This window comes from Peribacillus sp. NPDC096622 (assembly GCF_044762665.1).
Classification (GTDB): Bacteria; Bacillota; Bacilli; order Bacillales; family DSM-1321; genus Peribacillus; species Peribacillus frigoritolerans_B.
Genome location: NZ_JBIWES010000012.1, coordinates 117,529 through 143,226 on the forward strand (window position 1 = coordinate 117,529; position 25,698 = coordinate 143,226).

The following is a 25,698-nucleotide window of genomic DNA, read 5'->3' on the forward strand; positions in this document are numbered from 1 at the left end:
AAAAGGAGGCTGGTTACAATGACAATGGCATTAAAGGATAAAGTAGTGTTGATTACCGGTGGCAATTCAGGTATCGGGGAGGCTGTCACTAGACGTTTCATACAAGAAGGGGCAAAAGTCAGCATCATCGGCCGCTCGATAGAAACGCTAAAGAAAATGAAAGTGGAATTTGGTGAAGAGATTCTCATTAACCAAGGCGATGTAAGCAAATATGAAGACAATGAGAGGGCAGTACAGGCCACTGTCGAGCAATTTGGAAAGCTGGATGTTTTCGTTGCCAATGCAGGGGTCTTTGATGGATTTGCTAAATTTGCCGACGTAACTCCCGATGCACTTTCCGATGCATATGATTTTCTGATCGATATTAACGTTAAAGGATCTTTCTTCGGTGCTAAAGCCGCTCTTGAAGAACTGCAAAAATCGAATGGCAATATTATTTTCACCGTATCCGGTGCTAGTTTTTATCCGGATGGCGGCGGGGTGTGGTACACAGCAAGCAAGCATGCCCAAATAGGGCTGATGCGCCAGCTTGCCTTTGAACTCGCCCCTAACATCAGGGTGAATGCTGTAGCGCCTGGTGGCACTCTGACAGCATTATCGGTCATTCCTCCCCTACGTCCATTCGTTAAAATCGTGGATAATGAAACGAAGGCAAATAGCATTAAGAAAAGAAACCCTCTGCAGCTTGCACAGCTGCCAGAAGATCATGTAGCTGCATATGTCCTGTTAGCATCGGACGCAGCGCGTGCAATTACCGGCGAAGTCATCTCCAGTGATGGAGGATTGGCAGTTCGCGGACTGGGTTGAGTCCATAACAAAATAAACTAAGGGAAGTAGGTTTATATGTATGGCTGAATCACTATTGGGCAATAGGAATATTAATCAACTCGCATTTGTTGTAAAAGATATTGAATCTGCTAATCTTGCTTTCACAACGCTGCTGGGCATTAAGAAAGCAGAACCATTTTTAACTGGTGACAGTTCTGTTTCGAAAGTCACTTTTAGAGGCGTACCAACGGAATCACAATCCAAACTGGCTTTCCTGAATACTCCGACCGTCCAATTTGAACTAATAGAACCCGATAAAAATCCTGGAACGATGCGTGAGTTCCTGGATGAAGTAGGTGAAGGGATCCACCATATAGCTTTTGATGTAGACTCTATCCAAAAGAGGCTGCCAATCATGGAGAAAAGTGGATACCCAGCCTTGCAAACGGGTGAATTCACTTCAAGTGACGGCCGATATGTATATGTGGATACACTAGATGATCACAAAACGTTTGTTGAACTGCTTGAAAGTGCGGAGCCAAGAGCAACGGCATGGGAAAGGCCGGAAGATGCCAGCGTTCAGCCGCTATTAGGGACTAACATAGTGGAACAACTTGCGTTTGTTGTAAAAGACCTCGACGCGGCTTCAGATGCATATTGTAAGTTATTGGGTGTTGAAAAACCTCCCATCATCCATTCTGGTTCAACCGATATTACAAACGTGATTTATAAAGGGAAACCCACTGAAGGCAAATCAAAATATATATTCATCGATACTCCGTTAATTCAAATTGAATTGATCGAGCCGGGCGAATCGCCCAGTACGTGGAAAGATCATCTTGAAACATATGGTGAGGGTGTTCACCATATCTCTTTTGTCGTTAAAGACATGGAGGCTAAAATGAAGCTGCTGGAAGAAATGGGCTATCCGGTCATACAGACAGGTAATTTTTTTAACGGAAAAGGCCGGTATGCCTATATGGATACAACAGCGACCTTTAAAGTGATCATTGAACTGCTAGAACGTTTTGATGAGTAAACAAGTAACAATTGATCATCAAAAGGTTTTCGGATGCAATTGACTGATCACTTGGGAGTTACATAATTAGGAATGATGAACTCCAGCGGTCATTATTTCGAAAACCTAGCCATTTTCCCACCTGATCAGCTGATTAACTTACGAGAAGTGAAACCATAAAAGGCATACAAGGCAATGGTCGGGAAGGGGACTTCAACCATGGCCTTGTACGGTTCGAATAAAAGTGGAAAATTTAAAATCAATATGGATTGTATTGACCTTTATTCCTTTTTCTACACCTTTGTCACGAATGGCATAGATTACCTGAAAGTGCTTGTTGTTTCGTTCCTCATACCAAAATTTATCAACCATTGTAACATCTTCATTACGGGCCGATAAAAAGGAAATTCGAAAAGAAAGCCATGATGAATCTGTAGTCTTTGGAGAAAGGTATTTCTCGAGTAGGAATATAATAAGCGGTGAAATTCAAGATTTGCACGCTTGCCGCTATTCGGCTATTTTTATTAATTGCCTGTTGTAGTTTATCCGTTGCCCATTCCAGTTTTTTTAATTCTTCTTCCGTAATTCCTTCACATGCTTTTTGTATAGAATGGTTTTCGAGCATTTTCCTGATTTCCAATTCTTGCTGCAAAAGATCAATATCCACATTGGATATGACCATCCCTATGCCAGGCTTCACCTGAAGCAAATTTTCCTGTTCCAATTTCCTCAAAGCTTCACGAACCGGTGCGGCTACAATTGAATTGTTGGGCGATATCATCTTCCGTTAACCGGTCTCCGGGCAAAAATATCCCTTCAATGATTTTGTGTTTTCAGGGTGCTCCTTTTCTAAAATCCAATTATATACAAGTGTATTTATTTTATCTTAAAAAATGATTGAAGTTATTTCAATGCTTCGGACTTTTGATTATTTATAAAATTCAATGGGGTGAGACCGTTCTCTGTTACGGTACAACAAATGATGTATATGAAACAATTATAACCAAAGACGCTCACAAAGCTATCGGACCTTATGGAAATTCTAGGTAGCCCTCATATATATGCTGTAACTGGAAAACTGCCTAGCACTTTTGGGAATCATAGAGTAAGAGGATGCAAACTTAGAGCAGGTTATATAATCATCGGTTTGGAAAGGGGGGCACTTTCCCCTGATGAATGATGTATATGGAAATTCTTTTTACAGATAACCATGCAAGAAGTGAGATTCATGTTGCTCGATTACATAAAGATGCTATGATTGAAATCGAAGCTTATTAAACAAAAGAGAACATCAGATTGATTTTCTTTTTTTATATACATAGAGGATCAGGAGGAGTAATAAATGAATTTAGCACAATTTCCTAGAAAGCGATATACACCGACATATACACCAGTTGAGAGATTAGATCATTTTTCTGAAGTTCTTGGTGGCCCATCCATTTACGTTAAACGAGACGATATGCTTGGTCTGACGGCCGGGGGAAATAAAACAAGAAAACTGGAATTCCTTGTTGCTGATGCATTGGAAAAAGGCGCGGATACATTGATTACATGTGGAGGCGTTCAATCCAATCATTGCCGCTTGACACTAGCTGCTGCGGTTAAAGAAAAAATGAAATGCATCCTTGTGTTGGAAGAGGGTCTTTCAAATTCTGAACCGGATTTTAACGGTAACTATTTTCTCTATCATTTATTGGGCGCTGAACAAATCAAAGTAGTGCCTAATGGTTCTGACTTAATACAAGAAATGCAGAAAGTCGCTAAAGAGGTGACAGAGAAAGGACATCAACCTTACATCATCCCGGTTGGGGGATCCAATGTCATTGGTGCGACGGGATACGTTGCATGCGCTCAGGAGATCTTGGCACAGTCCTTTGAGCAAGGGATTGATTTGAAAGCAGTTATTTGTGTAAGCGGCAGTGGAGGAATGCATGCGGGTTTAGTGGCAGGATTTCATGGAAATCACAGTGGAGTATCGGTAATTGGAATAAACGTTAGTAGGGGGAAAGCTGAACAAGAAGAGAAAGTTTTTCAGCTTGTTAAGGAAACTTTAACACATATCGGCATTCCAAATTCAATTCCTCGTGAGGCAGTTACGTGTTTTGATGAGTATGTCGGACCGGGTTATGCTTTGCCTACACCTGAAATGGTGGAAGCAGTCAAGATAATGGCAAGAACAGAAGGAATTTTGCTGGATCCGGTATATACGGGTAAAGCGGCAGCGGGACTCATCGATTTAATAAAAAAAGGCACATTCAAGCCGGAGGATAACATTCTATTTGTTCACTCTGGCGGTGCTTCATCGTTATACGCCAATACTTCTCTATTTAATTGAAATACTTATCATGCATGTGGCCTAATCCCACTTTTTAAGTATAGCAGGGGTGGTTATTAAGCAAAAACATATGTATCGAATAATTAATCCAATAGCTTTCATGCTGAATTTTGTCAATGTCACTAATTCCTGCTCTCTAAATGTACCGTAGGCCGGGCCGCTGGTATAAGCTTACAATGCTTCGGCAAGTGTTATGCACTCATATGGATGCCATACCGTTTTTCCGCTGCTGTCGATTCTCGTTACTGCACGATAGATTTGTTGAAGCGGATTAAGTATATCAATTGGAAAGTCCGTTCCAAATGCCAATTTTGCTCCGGCTTCTTGCAATGTATTAATCGAGAAAACATGCTTTTCTCGTTCAGTACCAATCCGTTCGGTGTAAACACCTCTTTCGGACATCGCAAAGTGATCTGGCTGCATTGAAGCAGTAACGCCCAACTCTATGAAACAATGAACATCATCCGGGTGGATCACTTCAATGTGTTCGACGGAATGACGCGAATCTCGTTTACCGTTTGTCTTTTGGGCTTCACCATATGCATCTAGAGCAAGGCGAACCGCTCCGTCGCCAATGGCATGAAAACGAATGCTAAAGCCTTCTTTATCTGCATCAACGACCCATTTGTTGATCGTTTCAGCAGGGAAAGACGTCTCACCGCGTGTATTAGGTTGATCCGCATAAGGTTCAAGTAAATAAGCGGTACGGGCTGTAATGACACCATCGATAAATTGTTTAAGTCCCGACACACGAAGTTTATCCGATTGATACGTATCTCGTAATTGTTTGACATGTTCAAGATTGCCATTTAAAGCTGGCCATAAATGAATACGGGCTGTTAATTCTCCATTGTCTTCGAATTCTTTGAAAACATCTAGAGATTCTATTGTTTTTAAACCATGTAAGTCATTGACAGCAGTTACCCCTAAGCTTTCTGCGTGTGCCAAGAAATCAGAGAAGATTGGATTTTTTTTTGTATTTGAAAAATTAATAAGGAATTTGTAATGAGGGAACATATGTTTTATAATGTACTTTAAGTAATTATCTATCGAAATAGGGGAGGCATTATATGTATATTTCAATTTCAGATTTTATTAAAGAATGGAATAAAGAAGCCATATTGACTCAAAATGTCTTGGATAGTTTGACTGATGAATCCTTAGAACAACAAGTTTATCCAGGAGGTCGTACCTTAGGAAGAATTGTGTGGCATTTCACCACGAATATTCCAGATTATCTAGCTCATTTCGGGTTAAAGATAGACCGGATAGAAAGTTCGGAAAACGTCCCATCTTCTGCCCGGGAAATTGCCATCACTTTTAAAAATGTAAGTTCTCACGCAGCCAAAATTATTGAACAACAATGGACAGACGAATCCCTGGAACAAATACAAGAAGCGTTTGGAAGACAGGAAACAAATGCTTCCATCCTTATGGGACTAATCAAGCATATTGTTCATCATCGCGGACAAGTTACGGTTTTGATGCGTCAAGCAGGAATAAAACCTTTTGGGGTTTATGGACCGCCAAAAGAAGATTGGATTCATTTAGGTGTGGAAACTCCACCGCTTTAATAACTTATGAATGCTTAAGTTATGATCTTCAACATACGGGGCCATTGGCGAATAATTAAATTCCAGTTCTCCATTTTATAACTGAGTTAATAATATGTTTTAGCATCCATTGAAGGGTGCTTTTTTATTTTGCCAAAAAGGGTTTAAATGTCACCATCCTTCATATTCCAATTAAAGCGAATGAAGTAAAACTTCAGATAGATCAACAATCCCGGCATAAAATTACCATTTGTCCCGTCTGTTCCTATTGATTGGCTATGTTAAACCATTAGTGCAGAATAGTTCTTTACTATTATTATTTATAAGTAAATGACGAGATCTCTACCAAATCAATTAAAACTGACTGAAAGTGTCTAGTTATAACTATCAGTATTTTGTTGAAAAATGTCGTTATTTGCGAATATCATTATCGTCATTTCTGAGATATTATTATATTGAATTAACACATTGAAGTGATAATGCAACCTTATGTCGGTGCTCAATTAAGTGAGTGGGGGAAAATAAATGAGTGTAATCATCGAGAAGAAACGAATGGAAAACTATACTCATATGGAAGATGTAATGTTGGTTGGGAAAATCCATAATGGTGATGAGGAGGCACTGGACTTTTTAATCAAAAAATACAGATGTGTCGTTCAATCAAATGCTTTGAAGTATTTTTTAACGGGTGGAGATAAGGAAGACGTCTTTCAGGAAGGGATGATTGGACTATATAAGGCCATTCGGGACTACAAAAATTGCAAAAAGTCGTCTTTCAGAACATTTGCGGAACTTTGCATTACAAGACAAATCATAACGGCTGTTAAGGCGGCCATTCGCCAAAAGCATTCTCCCTTAAATAATTATGTTTCATTGTATATGCCAATCCATCAAGGTGAGTCAGAACAGGGGCTAATTGATCTAATTCCTGAACAGAGGCAAACTGACCCAGTCACGATTTTAATAAAATCAGAAGAAATTTGCGATATTGAGCTAATTTTAACCGAAGTCCTTAGTGAGTTGGAAAGCAAAGTTGTGGACTTGTACCTGGAAGGAAAAACTTATTTTGAAATATCAACGGAACTGAATGTTCAAAAAAAGACGATCGATAATGCACTTCAGCGGGTAAAAAGGAAACTGGAGCGGCACTTCGAGTCCAGGAAAGTGGAAGAATAATAATAATAATTCTTTAAACTTGCGGTCATTATTATTTGAAAAATAACATCGAAACGATTAATAGAAGAGATGAAAGTACTTGTTAAAGCATTTTCCTGGAATGGAGCTATTAGTGCAGAGCTCTATCCTAAAGGAAAATAAAATCCTTCTAGATAAATGCGCCTATGATAAATTCTCTGAGCATAAACACAAAAAGCCCAACTGGAATACATGGGCTTTTTACTATGTTCATTTTTTTAATTCACTCTATTCAATTGGAGATTATATCTTAATGTTTCATCTTCTGAATATAATTTGTACCCAAGTCCATCACTGTAATTAAGAAAGACTTTTTCCGGAAGATGCTTTTTAGACTCACTTGAAATTAATACGGGGACCCCCTCGATTATGAATCTCTCATCATCTTCGTTCTTATTATCAATTTTCAATTCATGTTCCACATAAATCGAACAGCTCCCAACATAAATGGCTTCGATACGAACACCTTCATTCTCTTTATAATTCACTTTTAATAGTTGTTCAAGCGCTGCTTCTTTAATTTCAATATTCATAAAACCCGCTCCCATATTATTTTTTATCTATACAATTTTCTATTTATTCGTATACCCCATTGTTTATAAGTTAATGTGTTAGACCTTTCCAAGGAAAAAATAAAGTTTCCAATGGTGATTAATATCCAAGGGGATATACATGGAAGAGATAAAATGTAAAATTATTACATTTATCAAACAAATTAACAATGTTGACACTTTCCAGCATTATGCTATAATTCATTCTGTAATTGCAAATCGTAATCATTACTATTTGTGTCCAATAATGACTTTTGAAGAAAGGAAACAAAAAATATAAGAGTAGAGGGTAGTTGAGATGATCCAGGAAATTGATTTTATAAAATTTAATCCAACACAAAATATGACAGTCCTTGTTAAAACTAAATATCCAGTTGAAAGGTATAAGCATGTTGCTTCCAAAATAATGTCATATGACAATGTACACGCTGAACAAGTAGGATTCATAGAAAAACCGAAAAATAATAAAGCTGTTGCACATTTACATATGGCCGGAGGTGAGTTTTGTGGAAATGCTTGTATGGCATTGGCAGCTTTTATTGCGTCTGAAAAAGGACTAAAGCAAAATGAGATGACAGAAATTTTATTAGAAGTTTCAGGTACAGATCAATTAATAATGGGTCAAGTGAAAAGAAATATAGATGAATATTACTGCCAAGTAACTATGCCTACCCCAAAAAAGATAGAACAGAGAAAAATTGAATTTGATGGCAGTGATTTGAATTTAATCATAGTGAGATATCAGGAGTTCATTCATATTGTGATTGAAGTGGAGGAATTTGATAAGTCAATAAGGGAAAAAGCAGAATCATTAGCAAAGTTGCTGGGAGTAACTTTAGGTGCTAACTTGATCGGCATTTTATTATATAAAGCGAAGTCCGATGAATTGGCTCCCCTCATTTATGTACCACATTTAGATACTTTGATTTGGGAAAGGGGGTGTGGATCAGGTACAGCTTCCTTAGGAGCGTATCTTGCATGGAAGAATAAAGGAGAGGTCGTTGCTAAAATCAGGCAGCCAGGTGGGACTATTAATGTAAAAGCTAGCTGTAATGACGAAGAGTTGGAGTGTCTTAAAATTGAAGGGTCTGTTGGAATAGTGGCACAAGGTAAAGCTTTTATAGATGTTTAACTATTATATATTATTGGAGTGGAATGAATGTGTTAAAAACCAATACTTTGCAAGAAGATTTGAATCAATTTTCAGTAAGATTTAACGATTTTGCAGTAAAATATGACCATACCATGAATCACTGTCCGGAGTTTGAGGTTCTGATAGATGATTATTCAAAATTCATAATAAGTGAGAGGAATAAAGAAGCTTGGGAACAACTAGTACAACATGAATCCAGGGACTTCTATCAACTAGTCGAGGATTTAAGAACGAAATCAGCACTTTGTGTGGCCATTATGGAGAAATATCGTGCTTTGAAGCTGCTAAATGGAACTACTGAGAGTACCAATTATTTTAAGAATATAGAATCATGTATTGAAAATGAATTTGGCCAATTTCAAATTACTTCAGAATCAAAGGTATTATTGGTGGGGTCAGGCTCATTTCCGATGACACCTTTATTAATTGCTAAGCGAACGGGAGCAGAGGTTATTGGCATAGATATTGATGATGAGGCTATTGAACTTGGACGAAAAGTTGTGGATGAATTGGGTGGGGACTTAAATATAAAATTAGAGAAAAAAGAAGTGGAAAATATTGAGTATGCAAAAGAATTAACTCATATCATTTTTAGTTCAACTGTAGAAGCTAAATATGACATACTTGGTCAAATACATCCATTGACAAATGAAAATGTTGTAGTGGCTATGAGATACGGTAATCAGCTGAAATCTTTATTTAATTATCCTATGAGAGAGGTGGATGCAGAAAAGTGGAGGATGGTTGACAATATATTACGTCCAGATCATGTGTTTGATATCGCATTGTATAAAAAAGCATAGCTTACTTGTTAAAGAGGAAGGGAGATTTCATGAGTGATTTTAAGCGAGTTTTAATTTTAGGTACCGGTCCTACATCCATCCAACTTGCAGTCTTTTTAAAAAAGCATTTAAATTGCTACGTGGGGATTGCCGGCAGAGACTCTGTTCGTTCAGAAACATTATTTAAGACCCTTAGGCAAAGTGACCATCTAATACGTGTAAGTGTTCAAAATGAAAAGCATCGAACCATGGAAGGTGAATGTTTCGTCAACGAAGTTTTTAGTGGTTATGAAACCATAAAGGGTGAATGGGATACGATCATATTCTCTGTAACAGCGGATGCCTATATTGAGGTACTGAAACAGTTGAGTGAGCAGATTTTAAAACAAGTAAAATGTATTGTTTTAATTTCTCCAACTTTTGGATCAAACAGCTTGATAAGTTATTATTTGAACAAGTTTAATCTTGAGGCGGAAATTATTAGTTTTTCTACATATTTAGGTGATACACGATGGATGCTGGATGGACCGTCCAATCATGTTTTAACAACAGCAGTCAAGAAAAAAATTTTTATAGGATCTACGCACTTTCCATCTGAAAATGTAGACAAACTATGTAAGGTATATGAGCAGCTAGGAATTGAATTGAAAATTATGGGGACACCGTTTGAGGCAGAAACCAGGAATATTTCTTTATATGTACATCCACCGTTGTTCATGAATGACTTTTCATTAGGTGCAATGTTTGGAGATATAGAAACGAAGAAATATGTTTATAAAATGTATCCTGAAGGACCCATTACACAATATTTAGTGCGGGATATGTTGTCTCAGTGGAAAGAAATTATGACTATTTTGGAAAAAGTAAATGTAAAGAAGATAAATTTACTTCAATTTATGACAGATGATAATTATCCTGTAAGGTTAGAAAGTTTATCGCGTCAAGATATAGAAAGCTTCTATCATTTAGATCCAATCCATCAAGAATATTTACTGTATATACGTTATACCTCATTGCTGATCGACCCTTATTCAGAACCAGATGAGGAAGGAAGATATTTTGATTTTTCTGCGGTTCCAATCAGAAGAGTGTTTGTCAACAGAGAAGGTTATTTGGATATTCCAAGAATGCCAAAGGAAGATTATTATCGCACCAAAATTATACAGGGAATTGCAAAGTATTTAGATTTGAAATGTCCAACAATAGATAAGTTTATTGAAAAGTATGAGAGTAAACTCGAGGAAGTAGCTCAATCCCGGAAAGGCGAAATGTTGTCTCATGCATTTACCGTTCAAAGTTTTGATGAAGATGTGAATATGATATGCGATGAGATAGGGAAAATAATAGCAACAAAGATGTAGGGATAGTAAATGTCGAAACCCAATAAATAAGTATACCATTCAAATAGGAATCATTACGATTTGCGAGGGTGGTATTAAACAAACTGTAAACATATTTAGAAGGACTTAAAGGAGAGAACTACTATGTTTAACAAAATATTCCAACTTGCAGCATTAGTTTTTTTTGTTTTATCCATACTGGCTGCTTGCTCTGAAAAATCAGGAAACACAGATAGTAATAAAAAGGAAGTGGCTGACAACAAGCGAAAAGCAGAAATAGTTTATGCATCAGCCAAAGACATTAATGATATGAATCCTCATCTTTACAAAGGTTCCATGCCAGCTCAAGGTATGGTATATGAATCATTAGTTGAAAACACGGCAGATGGAATAAAGCCTTTACTTGCTGAGTCTTGGGAAGTTTCAGAAGATGGAAAAATATACACGTTTCATCTAAGAGAAAATGTGAAGTTCCATGATGGGGAACCTTTTAACGCTGAAGCAGTAAAGAAAAACATAGAGGCTGTACAAAACAATTCAGAAAAGCATTCTTGGATTAAACTTTCCTCAAAAATAGAAAGTGTAAATGCTGTAGATGAGTATACAGTCAATTTGGTACTGTCAGAATCCTATTATCCAACACTGGTGGAATTATCTATGACAAGGCCTTATGTATTCATTTCGCCTAAAGATTTTAAGGATGGCGAAACAAAAGATGGTGTAAGAGGTTTTAACGGTACAGGACCATATACTCTGACTGAACATAAAACAGATGAGTTCGCAATATTTGAAGCAAATGAAAATTACTGGGGCGGCTCACCAAAAATAAAAAAAATTACGTCTAAAGTTCTCCCAACAGGAGAAACGACCTTTTTATCCTTAAAAAAAGGAGAAGTAAACTTTGTTTTTACCGATGATCGCGGTGCAGATAGTCTTGATGTTGAAGCAATGAATGAATTAGTTGATTCAGGTGATTACCAACTTGTAAGAAGTGAACCGATGAATACGAAAATGATCGTTGCGAATAGCAGTAAAACTGGTGAACCTGTTAGTGAAAAAGCTGTTCGTGAAGCCATTTGGCACTCCATTGATAGGGAAACGATCACTAAGGATATTTTAAATGGCACTGAAACAACAGCTCATACCCTATTTTCCCCTAACGTCAATTATGCCAATGTCGATTTGATTAAAAGGGGATACGATTTAGAGAAAGCGAAAGAGATTTTAGATGAAGCAGGGTGGGCATTAGAGGAAGGTGCTCAAGTTAGAACGAAAGCCGGTAACAAATTAGTCATGAAACTTTATTATGACAGCAATTCTTCCAGTCAAAAAACCCAGGCTGAATTTATCCAGGCGTCATCAAAAGAAATCGGTATTGAGTTAGAGATTATCGGTGAAGAGTCAACTTCAATTGCTAATAGAAGGTCAACGGGTGACTATGATTTATTATTCAATCAAACTTGGGGACTAGCTTATGATCCACAAAGTACAATTGCTGCTTTTACTTCCGAGGCTTCTTATCTACATACGACAAGTGGAATCCCCAAAGCAAATGAACTATATAAAAAAATTGACCAGGTTATGGTGTCTACTGACGAGGACACACGAAAATCGTTATATACGGATATTTTAAAAATTATACATGAAGAAGCAGTCTTTATTCCCATTTCCAATGGCAGTGTCACTGTTGTTGCTCCAAAAAATTTAAATGGCATATCCTTTAAACAAACACAATTTGAGTTGCCATTTGAGCAAATGTATTTTCAATAGAAGCATAAATAAAAAGGGGGCTTCCCCTTTTTATTTATGCTAAAGTGCAAGTTTCATGTATTAATTGAAAGGAGACTTTTATGGGAAGATACATCCTTAATAGAGTTTTCATAGCCACCCCATTACTTTTGATCATTTCATTTTTGACGTTTGTCTTAATCAATCTTTCTCCTTTAGATCCAGCCGAAGTGGTGTTACAAGCACAAGGTGTTCCAAAAATAACAGATGAACTAATTGTTCAAACGAAAGAAGAGTTAGGAATGGATCAACCATTTATCATACGGTACTTTGATTGGCTTATTGCTTCCTTACAGCTGGATTTTGGAGATTCATACGTGACAGGAAAACCTGTTTGGTCTTTGATAGCTCCAGCTTTTCTCAATTCGTTCAAGTTAACTTTCGTTTCATCTGTTGTCATTATTATTATGTCCATACTAATAGGTGTTATTTGCGCCTTGAAGGAAGGAAAGCTAGCGGATAAATCGGTTAGGGGAATCTCGTTTTTCCTAACGGCAATGCCATCCTACTGGTTGGCATCCATTCTGATTTGGTATGTTTCTGTTAAGTTGAATTTATTACCAACCAGTGGAATGGATTCGTACAAGAGTTATATTTTGCCGGTTATTATCATCACGGTAAGTTATGCTGGAATTTATTTTCGGAATGTTAGATCTTCGATGATAAGCAATTTAAATGAAGACTATGTTCTATATTGTAGGGCTTGCGGTATACCAGAAAAGAAAATTACCGTGCACATTCTAAGGAATTCATTGCAAGTTTCCATTTCGATATTTGGCATGTCCATCCCGATCATATTAGGAAGTACAGTGGTCATTGAAAACGTTTTTGCATGGCCGGGTTTAGGAAGTCTGAGTGTTAAAGCAATCCTAAGCAGGGATTTCCCTATTATCCAAGCTTACGTTCTTATATTAGCAGCCGCCTTTGTATTGTTTAATACAGTTTCCGATATTATAAATGCAGCAATGAATCCTAGGATAAGGAATGATCTCTAGATGAGAATGTTAAATAATCTAATTAAAGATAAGTTAGCTACTGTATCTTTAATTGTCATTATTGCAATCATAATAGGTGGACTTTTTGCTCCACTAGTTGCGCCACATGACCCGAATGAAATAAAAATGAGCCTTCGATATGCATCGCCATCGTGGGAGCATTTATTAGGCAATGATCATCTAGGGAGATGTATTTTATCCAGGATCATATATGGAATTCGTCCCAGCGTTTTATGGGTTTTATTTGCATTGTTCATCTCTGTTTTGATTGGAGCGGTATTAGGGTTTCTAGCTGGATATTTTAAAGGAAAAGTAGATGCCTTTATTATGAGGATTTGTGACATTATGCTTTCTTTCCCAGGATACGTTATGACATTGGCGATTGTAAGTGTGTTAGGTGTAGGTCTGGAAAATATTTTGATTGCATGTATTTTGGTGAAATGGGCATGGTTTGCTCGAGTAATCCGGACGTCTGTCATGAAGTATTCTGAATTAGAATATGTCAAGTTTTCCAAAGCATCCGGTATTAGTGACATGAAAATCATATATAAACACCTGGTTCCTGTTACATTTTCTGATATTGCGGTTATTTCAAGTAGCTCTATTGGTTCAATGATTTTGCAAATTTCAGGTTTTTCATTTCTCGGATTAGGGATCCAAGCCCCTAATGCTGAGTGGGGGATGATGCTAAATGAAGCAAGGGAAGTCATGTTTACAAGGCCAGAGTTAATGTTAGCACCCGGTTTAGCCATTGTTATTGTCGTATCGGCATTTAATTTTTTCTCTGATGCCCTCCAAGTAGCTTTGGATCCAAAGTTAATGACTTTTAATAATAATATCGTGAAAAAACCAAGGACCTCTAAAATCAAATTTCAAAAAAAAGAGGTGGCAAATAAATTATGAATATATTAGAAGTTAAAAATTTGAACATACGTGATGTTAAAACTGATAATGATATCGTCCACAATGGTACATTCACCTTAAAGGAAGGAAGCTGTCTTGCAATTGTAGGGGAAAGTGGAAGTGGTAAGTCCATAACTTGCAGATCCATTATGAGATTGAATAAAACGTGGCTTCAACAATCAGGAGACATTCTATTTAAAGGAGAGAATTTAAATCTTCTTTCTGAAAAAGAAATGAGGAAAATGAGGGGTAAAAAACTTTGTATGATTCTACAAAATGGGATGAGCGCATTTGATCCTTCCTGTGTGATTGGTGTTCATTTAAAGGAAACGCTTGTTGAACATTTCGGTTGGAGTAATAAAGAAATCGAAGAAAAAATGAAAAATGCTATGGAAAGTGTCATGCTGAAAAATCCGATAGAGATTATGAACAAGCATCCACACCAGCTATCAGGTGGAATGTTGCAGCGGATTATGATTGCATTGGCATTGGTATTGGAACCCGACATTATTATCGCTGATGAACCAACAACAGCGCTAGATACAATCTCTCAATTTGAAGTTGTTGAACAATTGATTAAGTTAAGAGAAAAAATGGGCTCCTCGATGATCTTTGTATCTCACGATTTAGGTGTTGTAAAGAAAATTGCAGATAATATTTTGGTCATGAAGGATGGAAAAATCATTGAAAGAGGAAATATACAAGCCATTTTTTCAGATGCACAACATGAATATACCAAATATTTAGTTTCCGCTAAAGAAGAGCTGAGTAATCAGTTTAAAAAAAATATGGGGAGGAGTTAACTTGCTGAAAGTTGATTCTATCGACAAATTCTATAAAAAAGGTGGAATGTTTTCTAAAGAAAGACAACAAGTATTGAAGAATGTTAGTTTTGAATGCAGGAATGGGGAATGTCTCGGAATCATCGGAGAAAGTGGAAGTGGAAAATCCACATTAGGCCGCTTGATACTAGGAATTGAAAAACCTGATCAGGGAACTGTTTTATTTGAGGGTAAGAATGTGATGGATCGTAGAGTCAGGTTAGGTGCCATCAGTGCCGTTTTTCAGGACTATAAATCTTCCATTAATCCTTTTTTTACGGTTGAAGAAGCCATTTCGGAGCCGTTAAAAGGTAAAAAAAAGACCCAAAAAGAAATTCACTATAAAATTGATATTTTGTTAAATCAAGTGGGTTTAAATCCTTCCTATAGAAAAAAGCACCCTCATGAGTTATCAGGAGGAGAGGTTCAGAGGGTGTGCATTGCAAGGGCAATATCCACAGAGCCTAAATGTATTCTATTAGATGAAGCAATCAGTTCTCTAGATATTCCTGTCCAAATACAAGTGCTGAATTTATTAAAAGAATTAAAAGAAGTCTACAATATAAGCTACGTTTTTATAACTCATGACCTCCAGGCTGCGGCCTATATTTGCGACAGAGTTATTATTTTTAGGAATGGCAGAATTGAAGAAATGGTCAATATTGAAAAATTAAAAGACGTTCAATCGGAATATGCAAGAAAATTATTACAGAAGTTAATAACAGTTTAATACTATGTAAGATTAATTGCATTGTTAGAAAGGAGAAAATACGGTGAGTGGAGCGATGGCATGGCCTTTTTTACGTTTGTATCTGTTGGTTCTATTTTATTTTAGTGCGAATGCTATACTGAACGTTATTATTCCTTTACAAGGGGAAGCATTGGGAGCTAACAATACCACGATTGGCTTGATTATGGGGGCATATTTATTTACGACTATGTTCTTTCGACCATGGGCAGGTCATATTATTCAGAAGCATGGACCCATTAAAGTGTTACGATTTATTCTTATTCTCAATGGTTTTGCTTTAATACTATATACAATTACCGGATTAGGAGGATATCTAGTTGCCCGTATGTTGCAGGGCGTATCGACAGCCTTTTTTTCAATGGCATTACAGATAGGCATCATTGATGCATTACCAGAGGAGGATCGCTCTCAGGGCATTTCACTATATTCTTTATTTTCTTATGTACCAGGTATTATTGGCCCATTGCTAGCATTAGGCATTTGGCAAAGGGATATGGACTATTTTACAGTGGCAATGATAGCAATTGCCATCTTTACAGGATTATTTGGCTATAGTGCAAAGATTGACAAAGCAGAGAGTCAGCCTGTTACAAATAATGCTGAACAGGGAGTAAGCATTTTTAAATCCTTCAGTGAGTTAGTAAAAAATCCGTTCTTATTTAAATGCAGCGTTTTAATGTTGGCTGCATCCATTATATTTGGGGCAAGTACAACTTTTATACCACTGTACGCTGTGCAATTAAAGGATGGAAATGCTGGAATTTATCTCATGATTCAGGCAGGTACCGTTGTTTTGGCCCGTTTTGCTTGGAGGAAAAAGATTCCCTCAGACGGAAAATGGCATTCTTTTTTTATTATGGGAACCATGCTTCTTTTAGCAATAGCCTCTCAATGTGTAAGTTTTTCTATGAACGGCGGAGCTATCTATTTTTATGTTGGCGCTATTTTAATGGGAATTGCGCAAGCACTCATTTATCCAACATTAACAACATATTTAAGTTTTGTCTTACCTAAGATGAATCGTAATGTGTTACTTGGTTTATTTATTGCGATGGCAGATTTAGGAGTCTCTTTAGGTAGCGTGATTATGGGCCCACTAGCTGATTTTTACTCATATTCAGCGATGTATAGGGTTTGTGCCATTTTAGGTGTGGCGATGCTCTTTTTTGCCTATGATCGTCGAAAAGTATTTGTTGGATAAAGGTAATAGAAGGGGCGAGAGAACGGGAAATCTACAAAAAGATTGAGGATAAACAGGTAAAATCAATTAGATAAGAAAGAATCTAGGATTTTTCCTCAGACTTCTTTTTAAGTATAATAAAGCCGATGTTTCCTTAACGCAGGAAATGCCGGCTTTATTCTCGAAATTTGTTTAGCTGCGCTAGTTTTCCGCGTTTTGTGTACAGAAGCAACCTGTTAAACAGCTTACTTCCGGATCATCCGCTTATGATTATTTAATAATATCACCAATAAGTTCCTAACATCATGTGCCTGTAACTTCATTCTTGGAATTGCATTCTTTGCAATGATCAGCCCATCGGCTTTGCTTTCATGGGCCATTTTTTGTTTAATTCAGTTATAAAAGTCTTGACATTCTTTTTACCTTCCATAATTGGGGAATAGACGTATGAAAGTGTCCTGTTAAAGGATTCATCTTTTACCTGAATAATAGAAAGGATTTTATTTTGTACATCCCTTTCAATTACACTTCGGGAAAGCAGGGCGAGCCCTGCGCCGTTTTTTATAAGTGTTTCTTTAATTCCTTGATTACTGCTTATCGTGAGTATCGATTTAGTTTTCAATCCATTTGAACGTATGACATGGTTAAGGTATTCACGTGTACCAGATCCGACTTCCCTCGTTACCCATGCTTGGTCATGTAAATCAGTAATCTCCACTTCGTCTTTATTAGCGAGTTCATGAGTGTTAGAAGACACAATGAATAGCTCATCTTGCATGAATGGGTGAACAGAAAGCTCTTTTTCGTTAGTTTGACCTTCGATTAAACCAATATCCACCTTGTATAGCCGAACGGCTTGAACGATTTCTTCCGTGTTCCCAATTACGACTTGAAGTTCAAGTTCAGGATAGTCCTCTTGAAGGTCGATGAGTAAAGAAGGAAGGATATACTCTCCTATTGTAAAACTTGCACCTATCTTTAATTCGCCCTTGATGGACCTATCGTGTTCCTGTATGTCTTGTCTGGTCTGTTCATAGATTGTGATCATTTGCTTGGCCCGGTCGTAAAGAATTTCTCCCGTTAAAGTGACTTTTAAAAATTTGGGAGAACGGAGAAATAATTTGGTTTGGAACTCTTCTTCTAATTTTTTAATATGTAAACTAACACTTGGTTGCGACATAAGAAGAATTTCTGCTGTTTTTGTAAAATTCTTGACTTCCACAAGGGTCACAAATGTTTTTAAAGCATCATAGTACATAGAAATTTCCCCTTATTATTAATATTCTTAATAGTTATAATAAATTATATATATTTTACTAATGATATACCTTCCAGTAAAGTTTTAATGAGAAACTTATTTTAGGAAGAGTATAGGCTGGGGAAAGCTATTGTCCTTTTTATTTGTTGTGTGCTATGAACCTATATAACTGTATTTTTTAATTTTTTTTGCAGTTAAAACCGACTTGGTCTATAGGAGTAAACGAGTTAATTAATTTATGGTTCGAAAAAAATATTTAAACCCACTCGTTATACATAATAATCAACTAAGATAAGTTAATATCCCTTTGTGAGGTGGAAATCGTGCAACTTCAGGTAAGTAACAGTCCCTTTAATCAAGAGCAAGCAGAGCTCCTTAACAGCCTACTGCCAAGCTTGACAGAAACACAAAAAATTTGGTTGAGCGGTTATCTGACTGCATCTTTGTCAGTATCCAACACAAGTTCAGCCGACGTCCCGGTATTGGAAGCTCAAAGCGGCGGGAAGACAATATCAAAAGAGGTGACCATACTGTATGGTTCACAGACGGGAAATGCTCAAGGGCTGGCAGAAAAAGCGGCGAGTAAGCTTGAGGGTAATGGCTTTCAGGTTACCATTTCATCCATGAGTGACTTTAAAGTCAACAATTTGAAAAAAATCGAAAATCTTCTGATTGCCGTTAGCACGCATGGAGAAGGTGATCCGCCGGATAATACATTGTCTTTCCATGAGTACCTTCATGGCAGGAGGGCACCAAGCCTTGAGGGTCTCCGCTTTTCGGTATTGGCGCTAGGGGACAGCTCATATGAGTTTTTCTGTGAAACGGGAAAACAATTTGATAAACGCTTGGAGGAACTTGGGGGGACACGTTTATTTCCGCGAATGGACTGTGACCTTGATTATGATGAGCCTGCTTCCGAATGGCTGGAAGGAGTCATTTCCAGTTTAAGTGAAGGGCAAGTCAATTCTGCTGCTGCAGTTCCCGCAGCAAAAACTTCTGTAGGTGACCAAACTTATTCGAGAACAAATCCGTTTAAAGCGGAAGTGTTGGAGAATATAAATTTGAACGGCCGTGGCTCCAATAAAGAGACACATCATCTTGAGTTATCTCTTGAAGGCTCAGGTCTTACATTCGAACCAGGTGACAGCCTTGGTATTTATCCAAAAAACGATTCGGATTTAGTGGATATGCTTCTTATGGAACTAGATTGGGACCCTGAAGAAACCGTAAAGGTCAATAAGCAGGGAGAACTTCGTCAGCTTAGGGAATCGCTCATCTCCGACTTTGAAATAACGGTATTGACAAAATCGCTCATTGAACAAGCGGCACTGCTTTCAGGTAACGAGGATTTAAAGGAGCTTGTAAAGCCTGGTAATGAAGAAAGATTAAAAGAATATCGAGAAGGCCGTGATTTGCTTGATTTTGTCCGCGATTTTGGTTCATGGGGTGAATCGGCGCAAGAGTTCGTATCAATTCTCCGGAAAATGCCAGCCCGTCTATATTCGATTGCGAGTAGCTTATCCGCATATCCGGATGAAGTGCATTTGACAATCGGAGCTGTCCGGTATGAAAGTCACGGTCGAGAAAGAAAAGGTGTCTGCTCGATTTTATGTGCGGACAGATTACAGCCAGGGGACTTGCTGCCCATTTACATTCAGCATAACCAGAACTTTAAGCAGCCAAAGAACCCAGACACGCCAATTATCATGGTTGGACCAGGAACGGGCATTGCTCCGTTTAGATCCTTTATCCAGGATCGCGAAGAATCGGAAGCGAAAGGGAAAACGTGGCTCTTTTTCGGCGATCAGCATTTCGTTACGGATTTCCTATATCAAACTGAATGGCAAAAGTGGTTGGAAACAGGTGTACTTACGAAAATGGATGTTGCCTTTTCACGCGATACTGATGAAAAAGTGTATGTTCAAAACCGGATGCGCGAGCAAAGCAAGGAATTATACGAATGGATTCAAGAAGGGGCAGCTATATACATTTGCGGTGACGAGAAAAACATGGCACATGATGTCCATAATACGCTTATTGAGATCATAGAGAAAGAAGGCAATATGAGCCATGCTAATGCGCAAGCTTATCTTGAAGAAATGCAACAGAATAAACGCTATCAACGTGATGTGTACTGAAATTTGAAGAAAAGGAGAGTTAACAACATGGTGAACCCACTATTGAAAGCACTAGCAGGCCCGCCTAGTGATGTTGAGCAAATTAAAGAAAGAAGCGATTATTTGCGAGGTACACTCGGAAAAGTGATGCAGGATCGGATTAGCGCCGGTATTCCGGATGATGACAATCGACTGATGAAACACCACGGCAGCTATTTGCAGGATGATCGGGATCTACGTAATGAGCGTCAAAAACAAAAACTGGAGCCTGCCTATCAGTTTATGTTGCGTGTCCGCATGGCCGGCGGGGTTGCACAGCCTTCTCAATGGCTTGTTATGGATGACCTTGCTCAGAAATACGGTAACGGAACCTTGAAATTGACAACAAGGCAGACGTTTCAAATGCATGGTATTTTAAAATGGAATATGAAAAAAACCATTCAGGAAATCCATGCTTCCATGTTGGACACAATCGCTGCATGCGGAGATGTAAACCGGAACGTAATGTGCAATTCGATTCCATTTCAATCTGAAATCCATTCCGAAGTATATGAATGGTCGAAAAAATTGAGTGATTATCTATTGCCGCGCACAAGGGCGTACCATGAAATCTGGCTGGATGAAGAAAAAGTTGTCGGTACTCCGGAATTGGAGGAAGTCGAACCAATGTACGGAAAGCTTTATTTGCCAAGGAAGTTTAAAATAGGCATTGCCGTCCCTCCCTCCAATGACATTGATGTCTACTCCCAGGATCTTGGCTTCATTGCAATTGTTGAAAATGGAAAACTTGTTGGTTTTAATGTGGCGATCGGCGGCGGTATGGGAATGACCCACGGTGACAAGGCGACATATCCTCAACTAGCCAAGGTAATCGGCTTTTGCCAGCCAGACAAAATACTGGATGTGGCTGAGAAAATCATTATGATCCAGCGCGATTACGGAAACCGATCCGTACGGAAAAATGCCCGGTTCAAGTATACGGTTGACAGGCTTGGGCTCGAACCGGTAAAAGCTGAACTGGAAAATCGTCTAGGGTGGAAGCTGGAGGAAGCGAGAACTTATCATTTTGATAATAATGGCGACCGCTATGGATGGGTAAAAGGCATGCGGGATAAATGGCATTTTACACTATTTGTTGAGGGTGGCCGAATTGCCGATATCAATGATTACAAGCTGATGACCGGTTTGCGCGAAATCGCAAAGATCCATACTGGTGATTTCCGTTTAACTGCCAATCAAAACCTGATCATTGCAGATGTGACAAGCCAGAAAAAGAAAAAGATCATCGAATTGCTTGAAACATACGGTTTGACGGATGGTGCACATCATTCGGCGCTCAGACGCAGCTCGATTGCATGCGTGGCGCTTCCAACATGCGGGTTGGCAATGGCCGAAGCTGAGCGTTATTTACCGGTTTTGATTGATAAAATCGAGGCCATCGTTGATGAAAACGGCCTGAGGAACGAAGAAATCACGATACGCATGACTGGTTGCCCGAATGGCTGTGCCCGGCATGCACTTGGTGAAATTGGTTTTATCGGTAAGGGACCTGGTAAATATAATATGTATCTTGGTGCTGCTTTCGACGGAAGCCGATTAAGTAAAATGTACCGTGAAAACATCGGTGAAGAAGAGATATTAAACGAGTTGCGTGTACTTCTTTCACGTTATGCAAAAGAACGTCAGCAAGGAGAGCATTTCGGGGACTTTGTCATCAATGCTGGCATTGTTAAAGAAGTGACGGATGGTATGAATTTTCATGATTGATTAAATCGAAGAGAGACAGGAATACTTTTCTGTCTCTTTTTGACGACAATAAAAGTTCGGAATGATTTAACCTTGAATCTAAAGGAAAACTTGATTTTCCTGCATGTTTTTTTACTTAATTATATGTCTGAAACCCTTTCTAGATTGAAGGAATTTGCGTCACTCCTGCCGAAAAACTGGCTAGCCGAGACCCTACAGCCGCTTGCGGAGAGGAGGCTTGGCAGACAGTCGGCAGAAAGGGAGCGGATTTCTGAAATCAGCTGGAACTTTTTTAACAGAAAAATTCGAAGGTAAAATGGTTCTTCACTATTTTGTCCACAGTCTGAGATCGGGAATAACTTCCTGCATCTTTTCTATTAAAATGGTTTTCAGAGTGCAAAGATAACTATACCTGGAACACCGATATTTTGATGATATAGATTCACTACTTTCGTCTAACTTTTTTATTTTAACTTACCCTTATTTTTATAAGCTACTTCTGCTTCAATCTCAATGAGATAATCCGGGGAAACCAGACTTTGCACCCCTACTGTAGAACGAGCTGTTTTCACTGGATTTTCTTTTGTATTAAAGAACAAAGCATAGGCATCAAACCAACCTTGATAGTCTGGTTTATCCCTTTTGTTTGGATCAGGCGCGACATATACACGCAGATAGGTTACATCAGCGAGTGAAAGTCCTTTTGTTTTCAAATCTGCTTTTAATTTCGCTAAGATACCGATTGCCTGTTTTTCTGTATTGCCATATCTTTCATAAGTTGATTTTCCATCCTTGTTTAAAAGAGGGGCTACTGTTCCGCTAAACAATAACCGGTCATAACTTTGAGGCACAGCAACTGAAGTGGAAATCGCAGAAGTTGGGGAGCCAAAGAAAGTCACTTTATCCGATTCCATTTCATCTTTTTCGCTGCCAGCAGAAGTAAAAGTGAAACCTGCGATTAAACTTATACCTAATATTGAAGTAGTAATGATTGATTTCATAAATTTTTTCATAAAGTCAGCTCCTGTTATCTATGTATCAACGATAGGTAGATGAATCGGATTCATTTATCCTGCTTTGCAAGGGACTTTACTTTCTATTAATAATTCTGCATGACGGCTAACCACAATTCTTTCTGTTTCGAAAGCACCCGCCAGCCATCCAGTTAAATAACTGAGCTGTTCATCAGCAATTTAATGGGAAAGTAGTTTTTGCGATCAGGCAAAGAATAATAAATGGCCTATCGACAATTTATTATTCTGAAACCCCGGTTTGAATGATGTTAACTTGGGTTTCTACATTAATGTCCATTTCCGGATAAATCTTTTTCCAATGTTCATAGGTCATTTTTTTATTTTTGGCGTGATATTTTTCCTTCAGGCCAATCGGATCAAGGGATTTTTTTTGAAAATCTTTCATAAGTCGGTTTACTTTCTTGGTTAAATCAGCTTCCATTTCCTTTTCAATTTTTTTTATCATCTTTCTATTGGTTAGGTTTTCACTGCGCATGGATTCCTTGATTTGTCCTTTAATTTTGATCTTAATCGTGATCGAGGGATTTCTCTCTGAGCCGGATACCTCATAACTTGAACCGCTTCGGATACTTTCCACTACGATATCGCTTTCGTTCTTGTCTTTAAATTTGAATTTGTATATTCCCCTCCTATGATGTTGAACTAATGTTTTGAAAATGAACATATCATCCGTGGGGACTTTACTGACCATCTTATTTTCATGAAAAAGGGCGACTCCAGAAACCGCAACTTCATTATTAATTAATTTAAATAAAGGAAGATACGAATCGCCGCCAGCTTCTAGAGAGTTTCCTAAAAAAAGATGGAGATTAGTTTCCGGTCCGTTCCCTGTTTCTATTTGTTGATTGATCAAATCTGATAAAAAGATTCCAATATTCACATTCTTATTTGGTGGTTTCGAATTTATGACATTCTTGACCTTTCCTTCAACGATGGCCAATATGACCCTGTTTCCAAGTTGTGGTTCACGATAGAGATAATCAGTCAGTTCTGTCATTCCGATTTCACGAACCATTTTCTCGCTGAATAAAATGATGCGTGTCTGTCCAAGCAATACCGGCTTATCCGCTTTTTTGGAAACGACAGCCTGGACATCACTCGTTGTCGTCGATGTTCCGCTTAAGATTTGATATTTACCCATCTTGTCCTGCTGGAAGATAGGGATGACGAACATTCCTTCGACATTATCATTCTTCAGTATATCGTAGCCAATGGCTTGGGACATATTGACTTCGTCAACCACTCTTGGCTGGGCGCAGCTGCAAAGCAGCGGAAAAATCAAGATAACAAGAAATAATTTTCTCATAAACGTTTCCTCATTTTCTTTATATAGATGATGACCAAAAGAAGAGGCAAGTATAAAACAAGGAAGAACACTCCGTATGGATTGATTATTTTATCCAATATATATAGGGAATCGATATCAAAAACGAATATATTGGTTATCAGGATAATAATCGACATCCCCCATAATGGATACTTTTGCTGAACATTGAACAAGCGCTTGAAACCTCGGCTTGCTGACCACAAGGCGATGGTCATGTTGGGTATGATAACGATGGCCCACCAAGAAACATCTATATATTCAAATCGCTGGATAAAGGGCAATTCGACAATGCTGGTCAGTGATAGTGTCGGCCATATAGTCAGTTCCAACTGTTTATGTGAATAAAAAACAAGTGAAACCAAATAAACGAATACGGTCATTAATGTTGTCGTTAAGGCCCCACCATGGGCATATTTTTGTGAAGTTTTAGCATCTTTGATGAACGGATAATACATTACGATCATTTCAGAACCAAGCAGCGTTAATGAAGTACTTTTTGTTCCTTTCAATATATCTAATAGAGTGTGGTGGAAAACAGGAAGCAAATTGGTGAAATCAGAGTATTTCATGGCATAGAATAGGACAAATAAAAGCCAGTATGTCAAAAGGACGCTTAAAAAGGCAATACCCGTAATAGTACGGAATCCTCCCGTATGAATATAATAAATCAAAACCAGGAAGACCACTGAAAAAGCCCAAGTTGGTACCTCTTCAAACATCCATACATGTATGACATTTATATAGCTGATCATGACTGTCATCCCGAGGAAAAAAAAGTAAAGAATGAATAATAGACTGAAGAAATTCCCTATCCATTTACCGAATGCTTGATTATTTGCAGAAATGATATCCCCAGGAACGATACTGAAAATTTTATATATGATCCAAATCATTATATGGACGATCAGGCCGGCCAGCAGTATCGAGATCCAGCCATCTGTTCCCGTTGTCTTCGCTAAAACTCTTTGAAAACTTAAAACGCCTACTCCCGTTTGCATGGAATGCACTAAAAAAAACACATAGAACGGTGACACTTTATACTTTTCATTAACTCCAGCTTGGTTCATATGGGACCCTCATTGGT

Annotated in this window: 24 protein-coding genes; 17 read left to right on the top strand and 7 right to left on the bottom strand. The window is 38.1% G+C overall.

Features of this window, described 5'->3' with window-relative positions:
• The first annotated feature begins 18 nt into the window (after positions 1 to 18).
• A complete protein-coding gene (locus ACIQYG_RS19985) occupies positions 19 to 807 on the top strand; it encodes an SDR family NAD(P)-dependent oxidoreductase (protein ID WP_402841470.1) in 789 nt (262 codons plus the stop codon).
• A 40-nt stretch (positions 808 to 847) separates the two neighbouring features.
• Complete coding sequence (locus ACIQYG_RS19990; protein WP_402841472.1) at positions 848 to 1,807, top strand: VOC family protein; 960 nt, start codon at positions 848 to 850, stop codon at positions 1,805 to 1,807.
• Between the two features lie 364 nt (positions 1,808 to 2,171).
• Here ACIQYG_RS19990 and ACIQYG_RS19995 read toward each other — a convergent pair whose 3' ends face one another.
• Positions 2,172 to 2,567: a GntR family transcriptional regulator gene (locus ACIQYG_RS19995; protein ID WP_402841475.1), complete on the bottom strand. Its 396-nt coding sequence runs from the start codon at positions 2,565 to 2,567 to the stop codon at positions 2,172 to 2,174.
• 561 nt (positions 2,568 to 3,128) lie between these two features.
• On the opposite strand from ACIQYG_RS19995, the gene cuyA reads away from it, so the two are divergent.
• A complete protein-coding gene (gene cuyA, locus ACIQYG_RS20000) occupies positions 3,129 to 4,121 on the top strand; it encodes a D-cysteate sulfo-lyase (RefSeq protein ID WP_402841477.1) in 993 nt (330 codons plus the stop codon).
• 171 nt (positions 4,122 to 4,292) lie between these two features.
• On the opposite strand, the gene ACIQYG_RS20005 is transcribed toward cuyA, so the two are convergent.
• A complete protein-coding gene (locus ACIQYG_RS20005) occupies positions 4,293 to 5,138 on the bottom strand; it encodes an amidohydrolase (RefSeq protein ID WP_402841634.1) in 846 nt (281 codons plus the stop codon).
• A 53-nt stretch (positions 5,139 to 5,191) separates the two neighbouring features.
• On the opposite strand from ACIQYG_RS20005, the gene ACIQYG_RS20010 reads away from it, so the two are divergent.
• Both ACIQYG_RS20010 and sigH read left to right on the top strand, forming a co-directional pair.
• Complete coding sequence (locus ACIQYG_RS20010) at positions 5,192 to 5,695, top strand: DinB family protein (RefSeq protein WP_402841480.1); 504 nt, start codon at positions 5,192 to 5,194, stop codon at positions 5,693 to 5,695.
• Positions 5,696 to 6,199: 504 nt separating this feature from the next.
• Entirely contained in the window at positions 6,200 to 6,850 is a 651-nt protein-coding gene (gene sigH, locus ACIQYG_RS20015) for an RNA polymerase sporulation sigma factor SigH (protein WP_402841483.1), read from the top strand.
• A 236-nt stretch (positions 6,851 to 7,086) separates the two neighbouring features.
• Here sigH and ACIQYG_RS20020 read toward each other — a convergent pair whose 3' ends face one another.
• Positions 7,087 to 7,401: an iron-sulfur cluster biosynthesis family protein gene (locus tag ACIQYG_RS20020; protein ID WP_402841486.1), complete on the bottom strand. Its 315-nt coding sequence runs from the start codon at positions 7,399 to 7,401 to the stop codon at positions 7,087 to 7,089.
• 316 nt (positions 7,402 to 7,717) lie between these two features.
• Between ACIQYG_RS20020 and ACIQYG_RS20025 the strand changes: the two genes are divergently transcribed.
• The 9 genes from ACIQYG_RS20025 to cntE all read left to right on the top strand — a co-directional run bounded on the left by ACIQYG_RS20025 (position 7,718) and on the right by cntE (position 17,153).
• The gene (locus ACIQYG_RS20025) at positions 7,718 to 8,551 is read left to right on the top strand and encodes a histidine racemase CntK family protein (RefSeq protein ID WP_402841488.1); all 834 of its coding nucleotides are present in this window, start codon (positions 7,718 to 7,720) and stop codon (positions 8,549 to 8,551) included.
• A 23-nt stretch (positions 8,552 to 8,574) separates the two neighbouring features.
• Complete coding sequence (locus ACIQYG_RS20030; RefSeq protein WP_402841491.1) at positions 8,575 to 9,375, top strand: methyltransferase domain-containing protein; 801 nt, start codon at positions 8,575 to 8,577, stop codon at positions 9,373 to 9,375.
• A 29-nt stretch (positions 9,376 to 9,404) separates the two neighbouring features.
• On the top strand, positions 9,405 to 10,715 hold the full coding sequence (locus ACIQYG_RS20035; protein WP_402841493.1) for an opine metallophore biosynthesis dehydrogenase: 1,311 nt from the start codon (positions 9,405 to 9,407) through the stop codon (positions 10,713 to 10,715).
• Positions 10,716 to 10,838: 123 nt separating this feature from the next.
• Positions 10,839 to 12,464: a staphylopine-dependent metal ABC transporter substrate-binding lipoprotein gene (gene cntA, locus ACIQYG_RS20040; protein WP_402841495.1), complete on the top strand. Its 1,626-nt coding sequence runs from the start codon at positions 10,839 to 10,841 to the stop codon at positions 12,462 to 12,464.
• 80 nt (positions 12,465 to 12,544) lie between these two features.
• A complete protein-coding gene (opp1B, locus tag ACIQYG_RS20045) occupies positions 12,545 to 13,477 on the top strand; it encodes a nickel/cobalt ABC transporter permease (protein ID WP_402841497.1) in 933 nt (310 codons plus the stop codon).
• Entirely contained in the window at positions 13,478 to 14,380 is a 903-nt protein-coding gene (gene cntC, locus ACIQYG_RS20050) for a staphylopine uptake ABC transporter permease subunit CntC (protein WP_402841500.1), read from the top strand.
• Entirely contained in the window at positions 14,377 to 15,183 is an 807-nt protein-coding gene (gene cntD / locus ACIQYG_RS20055) for a staphylopine uptake ABC transporter ATP-binding protein CntD (protein ID WP_402841503.1), read from the top strand. The genes cntC and cntD overlap by 4 nt, the downstream gene beginning before the upstream one ends.
• Before the next feature lies 1 nt (position 15,184).
• Entirely contained in the window at positions 15,185 to 15,931 is a 747-nt protein-coding gene (locus tag ACIQYG_RS20060; RefSeq protein ID WP_402841506.1) for an ABC transporter ATP-binding protein, read from the top strand.
• 43 nt (positions 15,932 to 15,974) lie between these two features.
• Positions 15,975 to 17,153, top strand: coding sequence for a staphylopine family metallophore export MFS transporter CntE (gene cntE, locus ACIQYG_RS20065; protein WP_402841508.1), 1,179 nt, complete (start codon positions 15,975 to 15,977; stop codon positions 17,151 to 17,153).
• A gap of 328 nt (positions 17,154 to 17,481) precedes the next feature.
• On the opposite strand, the gene ACIQYG_RS20070 is transcribed toward cntE, so the two are convergent.
• Complete coding sequence (locus tag ACIQYG_RS20070) at positions 17,482 to 18,390, bottom strand: LysR family transcriptional regulator (RefSeq protein ID WP_402841511.1); 909 nt, start codon at positions 18,388 to 18,390, stop codon at positions 17,482 to 17,484.
• Positions 18,391 to 18,713: 323 nt separating this feature from the next.
• Between ACIQYG_RS20070 and ACIQYG_RS20075 the strand changes: the two genes are divergently transcribed.
• The 3 genes from ACIQYG_RS20075 (at position 18,714) to ACIQYG_RS20085 (ending at position 22,568) form a co-directional block, all read left to right on the top strand.
• Positions 18,714 to 20,528 carry an assimilatory sulfite reductase (NADPH) flavoprotein subunit gene (locus tag ACIQYG_RS20075; RefSeq protein WP_402841513.1) on the top strand — a complete coding sequence of 605 codons (1,815 nt, stop codon included), beginning with the start codon at positions 18,714 to 18,716 and terminating at the stop codon, positions 20,526 to 20,528.
• A gap of 27 nt (positions 20,529 to 20,555) precedes the next feature.
• On the top strand, positions 20,556 to 22,274 hold the full coding sequence (cysI, locus tag ACIQYG_RS20080) for an assimilatory sulfite reductase (NADPH) hemoprotein subunit (protein ID WP_402841516.1): 1,719 nt from the start codon (positions 20,556 to 20,558) through the stop codon (positions 22,272 to 22,274).
• A gap of 72 nt (positions 22,275 to 22,346) precedes the next feature.
• Positions 22,347 to 22,568 carry a hypothetical protein gene (locus ACIQYG_RS20085; protein WP_402841519.1) on the top strand — a complete coding sequence of 74 codons (222 nt, stop codon included), beginning with the start codon at positions 22,347 to 22,349 and terminating at the stop codon, positions 22,566 to 22,568.
• 149 nt (positions 22,569 to 22,717) lie between these two features.
• On the opposite strand, the gene ACIQYG_RS20090 is transcribed toward ACIQYG_RS20085, so the two are convergent.
• From ACIQYG_RS20090 to ACIQYG_RS20100, 3 genes are all read right to left on the bottom strand, one after another.
• The gene (locus ACIQYG_RS20090; protein ID WP_402841520.1) at positions 22,718 to 23,266 is read right to left on the bottom strand and encodes a RidA family protein; all 549 of its coding nucleotides are present in this window, start codon (positions 23,264 to 23,266) and stop codon (positions 22,718 to 22,720) included.
• Positions 23,267 to 23,507: 241 nt separating this feature from the next.
• On the bottom strand, positions 23,508 to 24,593 hold the full coding sequence (locus ACIQYG_RS20095; RefSeq protein ID WP_402841522.1) for a Ger(x)C family spore germination protein: 1,086 nt from the start codon (positions 24,591 to 24,593) through the stop codon (positions 23,508 to 23,510).
• Positions 24,590 to 25,681 carry a GerAB/ArcD/ProY family transporter gene (locus ACIQYG_RS20100; RefSeq protein ID WP_402841526.1) on the bottom strand — a complete coding sequence of 364 codons (1,092 nt, stop codon included), beginning with the start codon at positions 25,679 to 25,681 and terminating at the stop codon, positions 24,590 to 24,592. The genes ACIQYG_RS20095 and ACIQYG_RS20100 overlap by 4 nt, the downstream gene beginning before the upstream one ends.
• Between the last annotated feature and the right edge of the window lie 17 nt (positions 25,682 to 25,698).

What these genes read in the sequence shown, in the direction of transcription:
- ACIQYG_RS19985 (WP_402841470.1), top strand. Translation starts at nt 19, where the DNA reads ATGACAATGGCATTAAAGGATAAAGTAGTGTTGATTACCGGTGGCAAT.
- ACIQYG_RS19990 (WP_402841472.1), top strand. Translation starts at nt 848, where the DNA reads ATGGCTGAATCACTATTGGGCAATAGGAATATTAATCAACTCGCATTT.
- ACIQYG_RS19995 (WP_402841475.1), bottom strand. Translation starts at nt 2,567, where the DNA reads ATGATATCGCCCAACAATTCAATTGTAGCCGCACCGGTTCGTGAAGCT.
- cuyA (WP_402841477.1), top strand. Translation starts at nt 3,129, where the DNA reads ATGAATTTAGCACAATTTCCTAGAAAGCGATATACACCGACATATACA.
- ACIQYG_RS20005 (WP_402841634.1), bottom strand. Translation starts at nt 5,138, where the DNA reads ATGTTCCCTCATTACAAATTCCTTATTAATTTTTCAAATACAAAAAAA.
- ACIQYG_RS20010 (WP_402841480.1), top strand. Translation starts at nt 5,192, where the DNA reads ATGTATATTTCAATTTCAGATTTTATTAAAGAATGGAATAAAGAAGCC.
- sigH (WP_402841483.1), top strand. Translation starts at nt 6,200, where the DNA reads ATGAGTGTAATCATCGAGAAGAAACGAATGGAAAACTATACTCATATG.
- ACIQYG_RS20020 (WP_402841486.1), bottom strand. Translation starts at nt 7,401, where the DNA reads ATGAATATTGAAATTAAAGAAGCAGCGCTTGAACAACTATTAAAAGTG.
- ACIQYG_RS20025 (WP_402841488.1), top strand. Translation starts at nt 7,718, where the DNA reads ATGATCCAGGAAATTGATTTTATAAAATTTAATCCAACACAAAATATG.
- ACIQYG_RS20030 (WP_402841491.1), top strand. Translation starts at nt 8,575, where the DNA reads ATGAATGTGTTAAAAACCAATACTTTGCAAGAAGATTTGAATCAATTT.
- ACIQYG_RS20035 (WP_402841493.1), top strand. Translation starts at nt 9,405, where the DNA reads ATGAGTGATTTTAAGCGAGTTTTAATTTTAGGTACCGGTCCTACATCC.
- cntA (WP_402841495.1), top strand. Translation starts at nt 10,839, where the DNA reads ATGTTTAACAAAATATTCCAACTTGCAGCATTAGTTTTTTTTGTTTTA.
- opp1B (WP_402841497.1), top strand. Translation starts at nt 12,545, where the DNA reads ATGGGAAGATACATCCTTAATAGAGTTTTCATAGCCACCCCATTACTT.
- cntC (WP_402841500.1), top strand. Translation starts at nt 13,478, where the DNA reads ATGAGAATGTTAAATAATCTAATTAAAGATAAGTTAGCTACTGTATCT.
- cntD (WP_402841503.1), top strand. Translation starts at nt 14,377, where the DNA reads ATGAATATATTAGAAGTTAAAAATTTGAACATACGTGATGTTAAAACT.
- ACIQYG_RS20070 (WP_402841511.1), bottom strand. Translation starts at nt 18,390, where the DNA reads ATGTACTATGATGCTTTAAAAACATTTGTGACCCTTGTGGAAGTCAAG.
- cysI (WP_402841516.1), top strand. Translation starts at nt 20,556, where the DNA reads ATGGTGAACCCACTATTGAAAGCACTAGCAGGCCCGCCTAGTGATGTT.
- ACIQYG_RS20090 (WP_402841520.1), bottom strand. Translation starts at nt 23,266, where the DNA reads ATGAAAAAATTTATGAAATCAATCATTACTACTTCAATATTAGGTATA.
- ACIQYG_RS20095 (WP_402841522.1), bottom strand. Translation starts at nt 24,593, where the DNA reads ATGAGAAAATTATTTCTTGTTATCTTGATTTTTCCGCTGCTTTGCAGC.
- ACIQYG_RS20100 (WP_402841526.1), bottom strand. Translation starts at nt 25,681, where the DNA reads ATGAACCAAGCTGGAGTTAATGAAAAGTATAAAGTGTCACCGTTCTAT.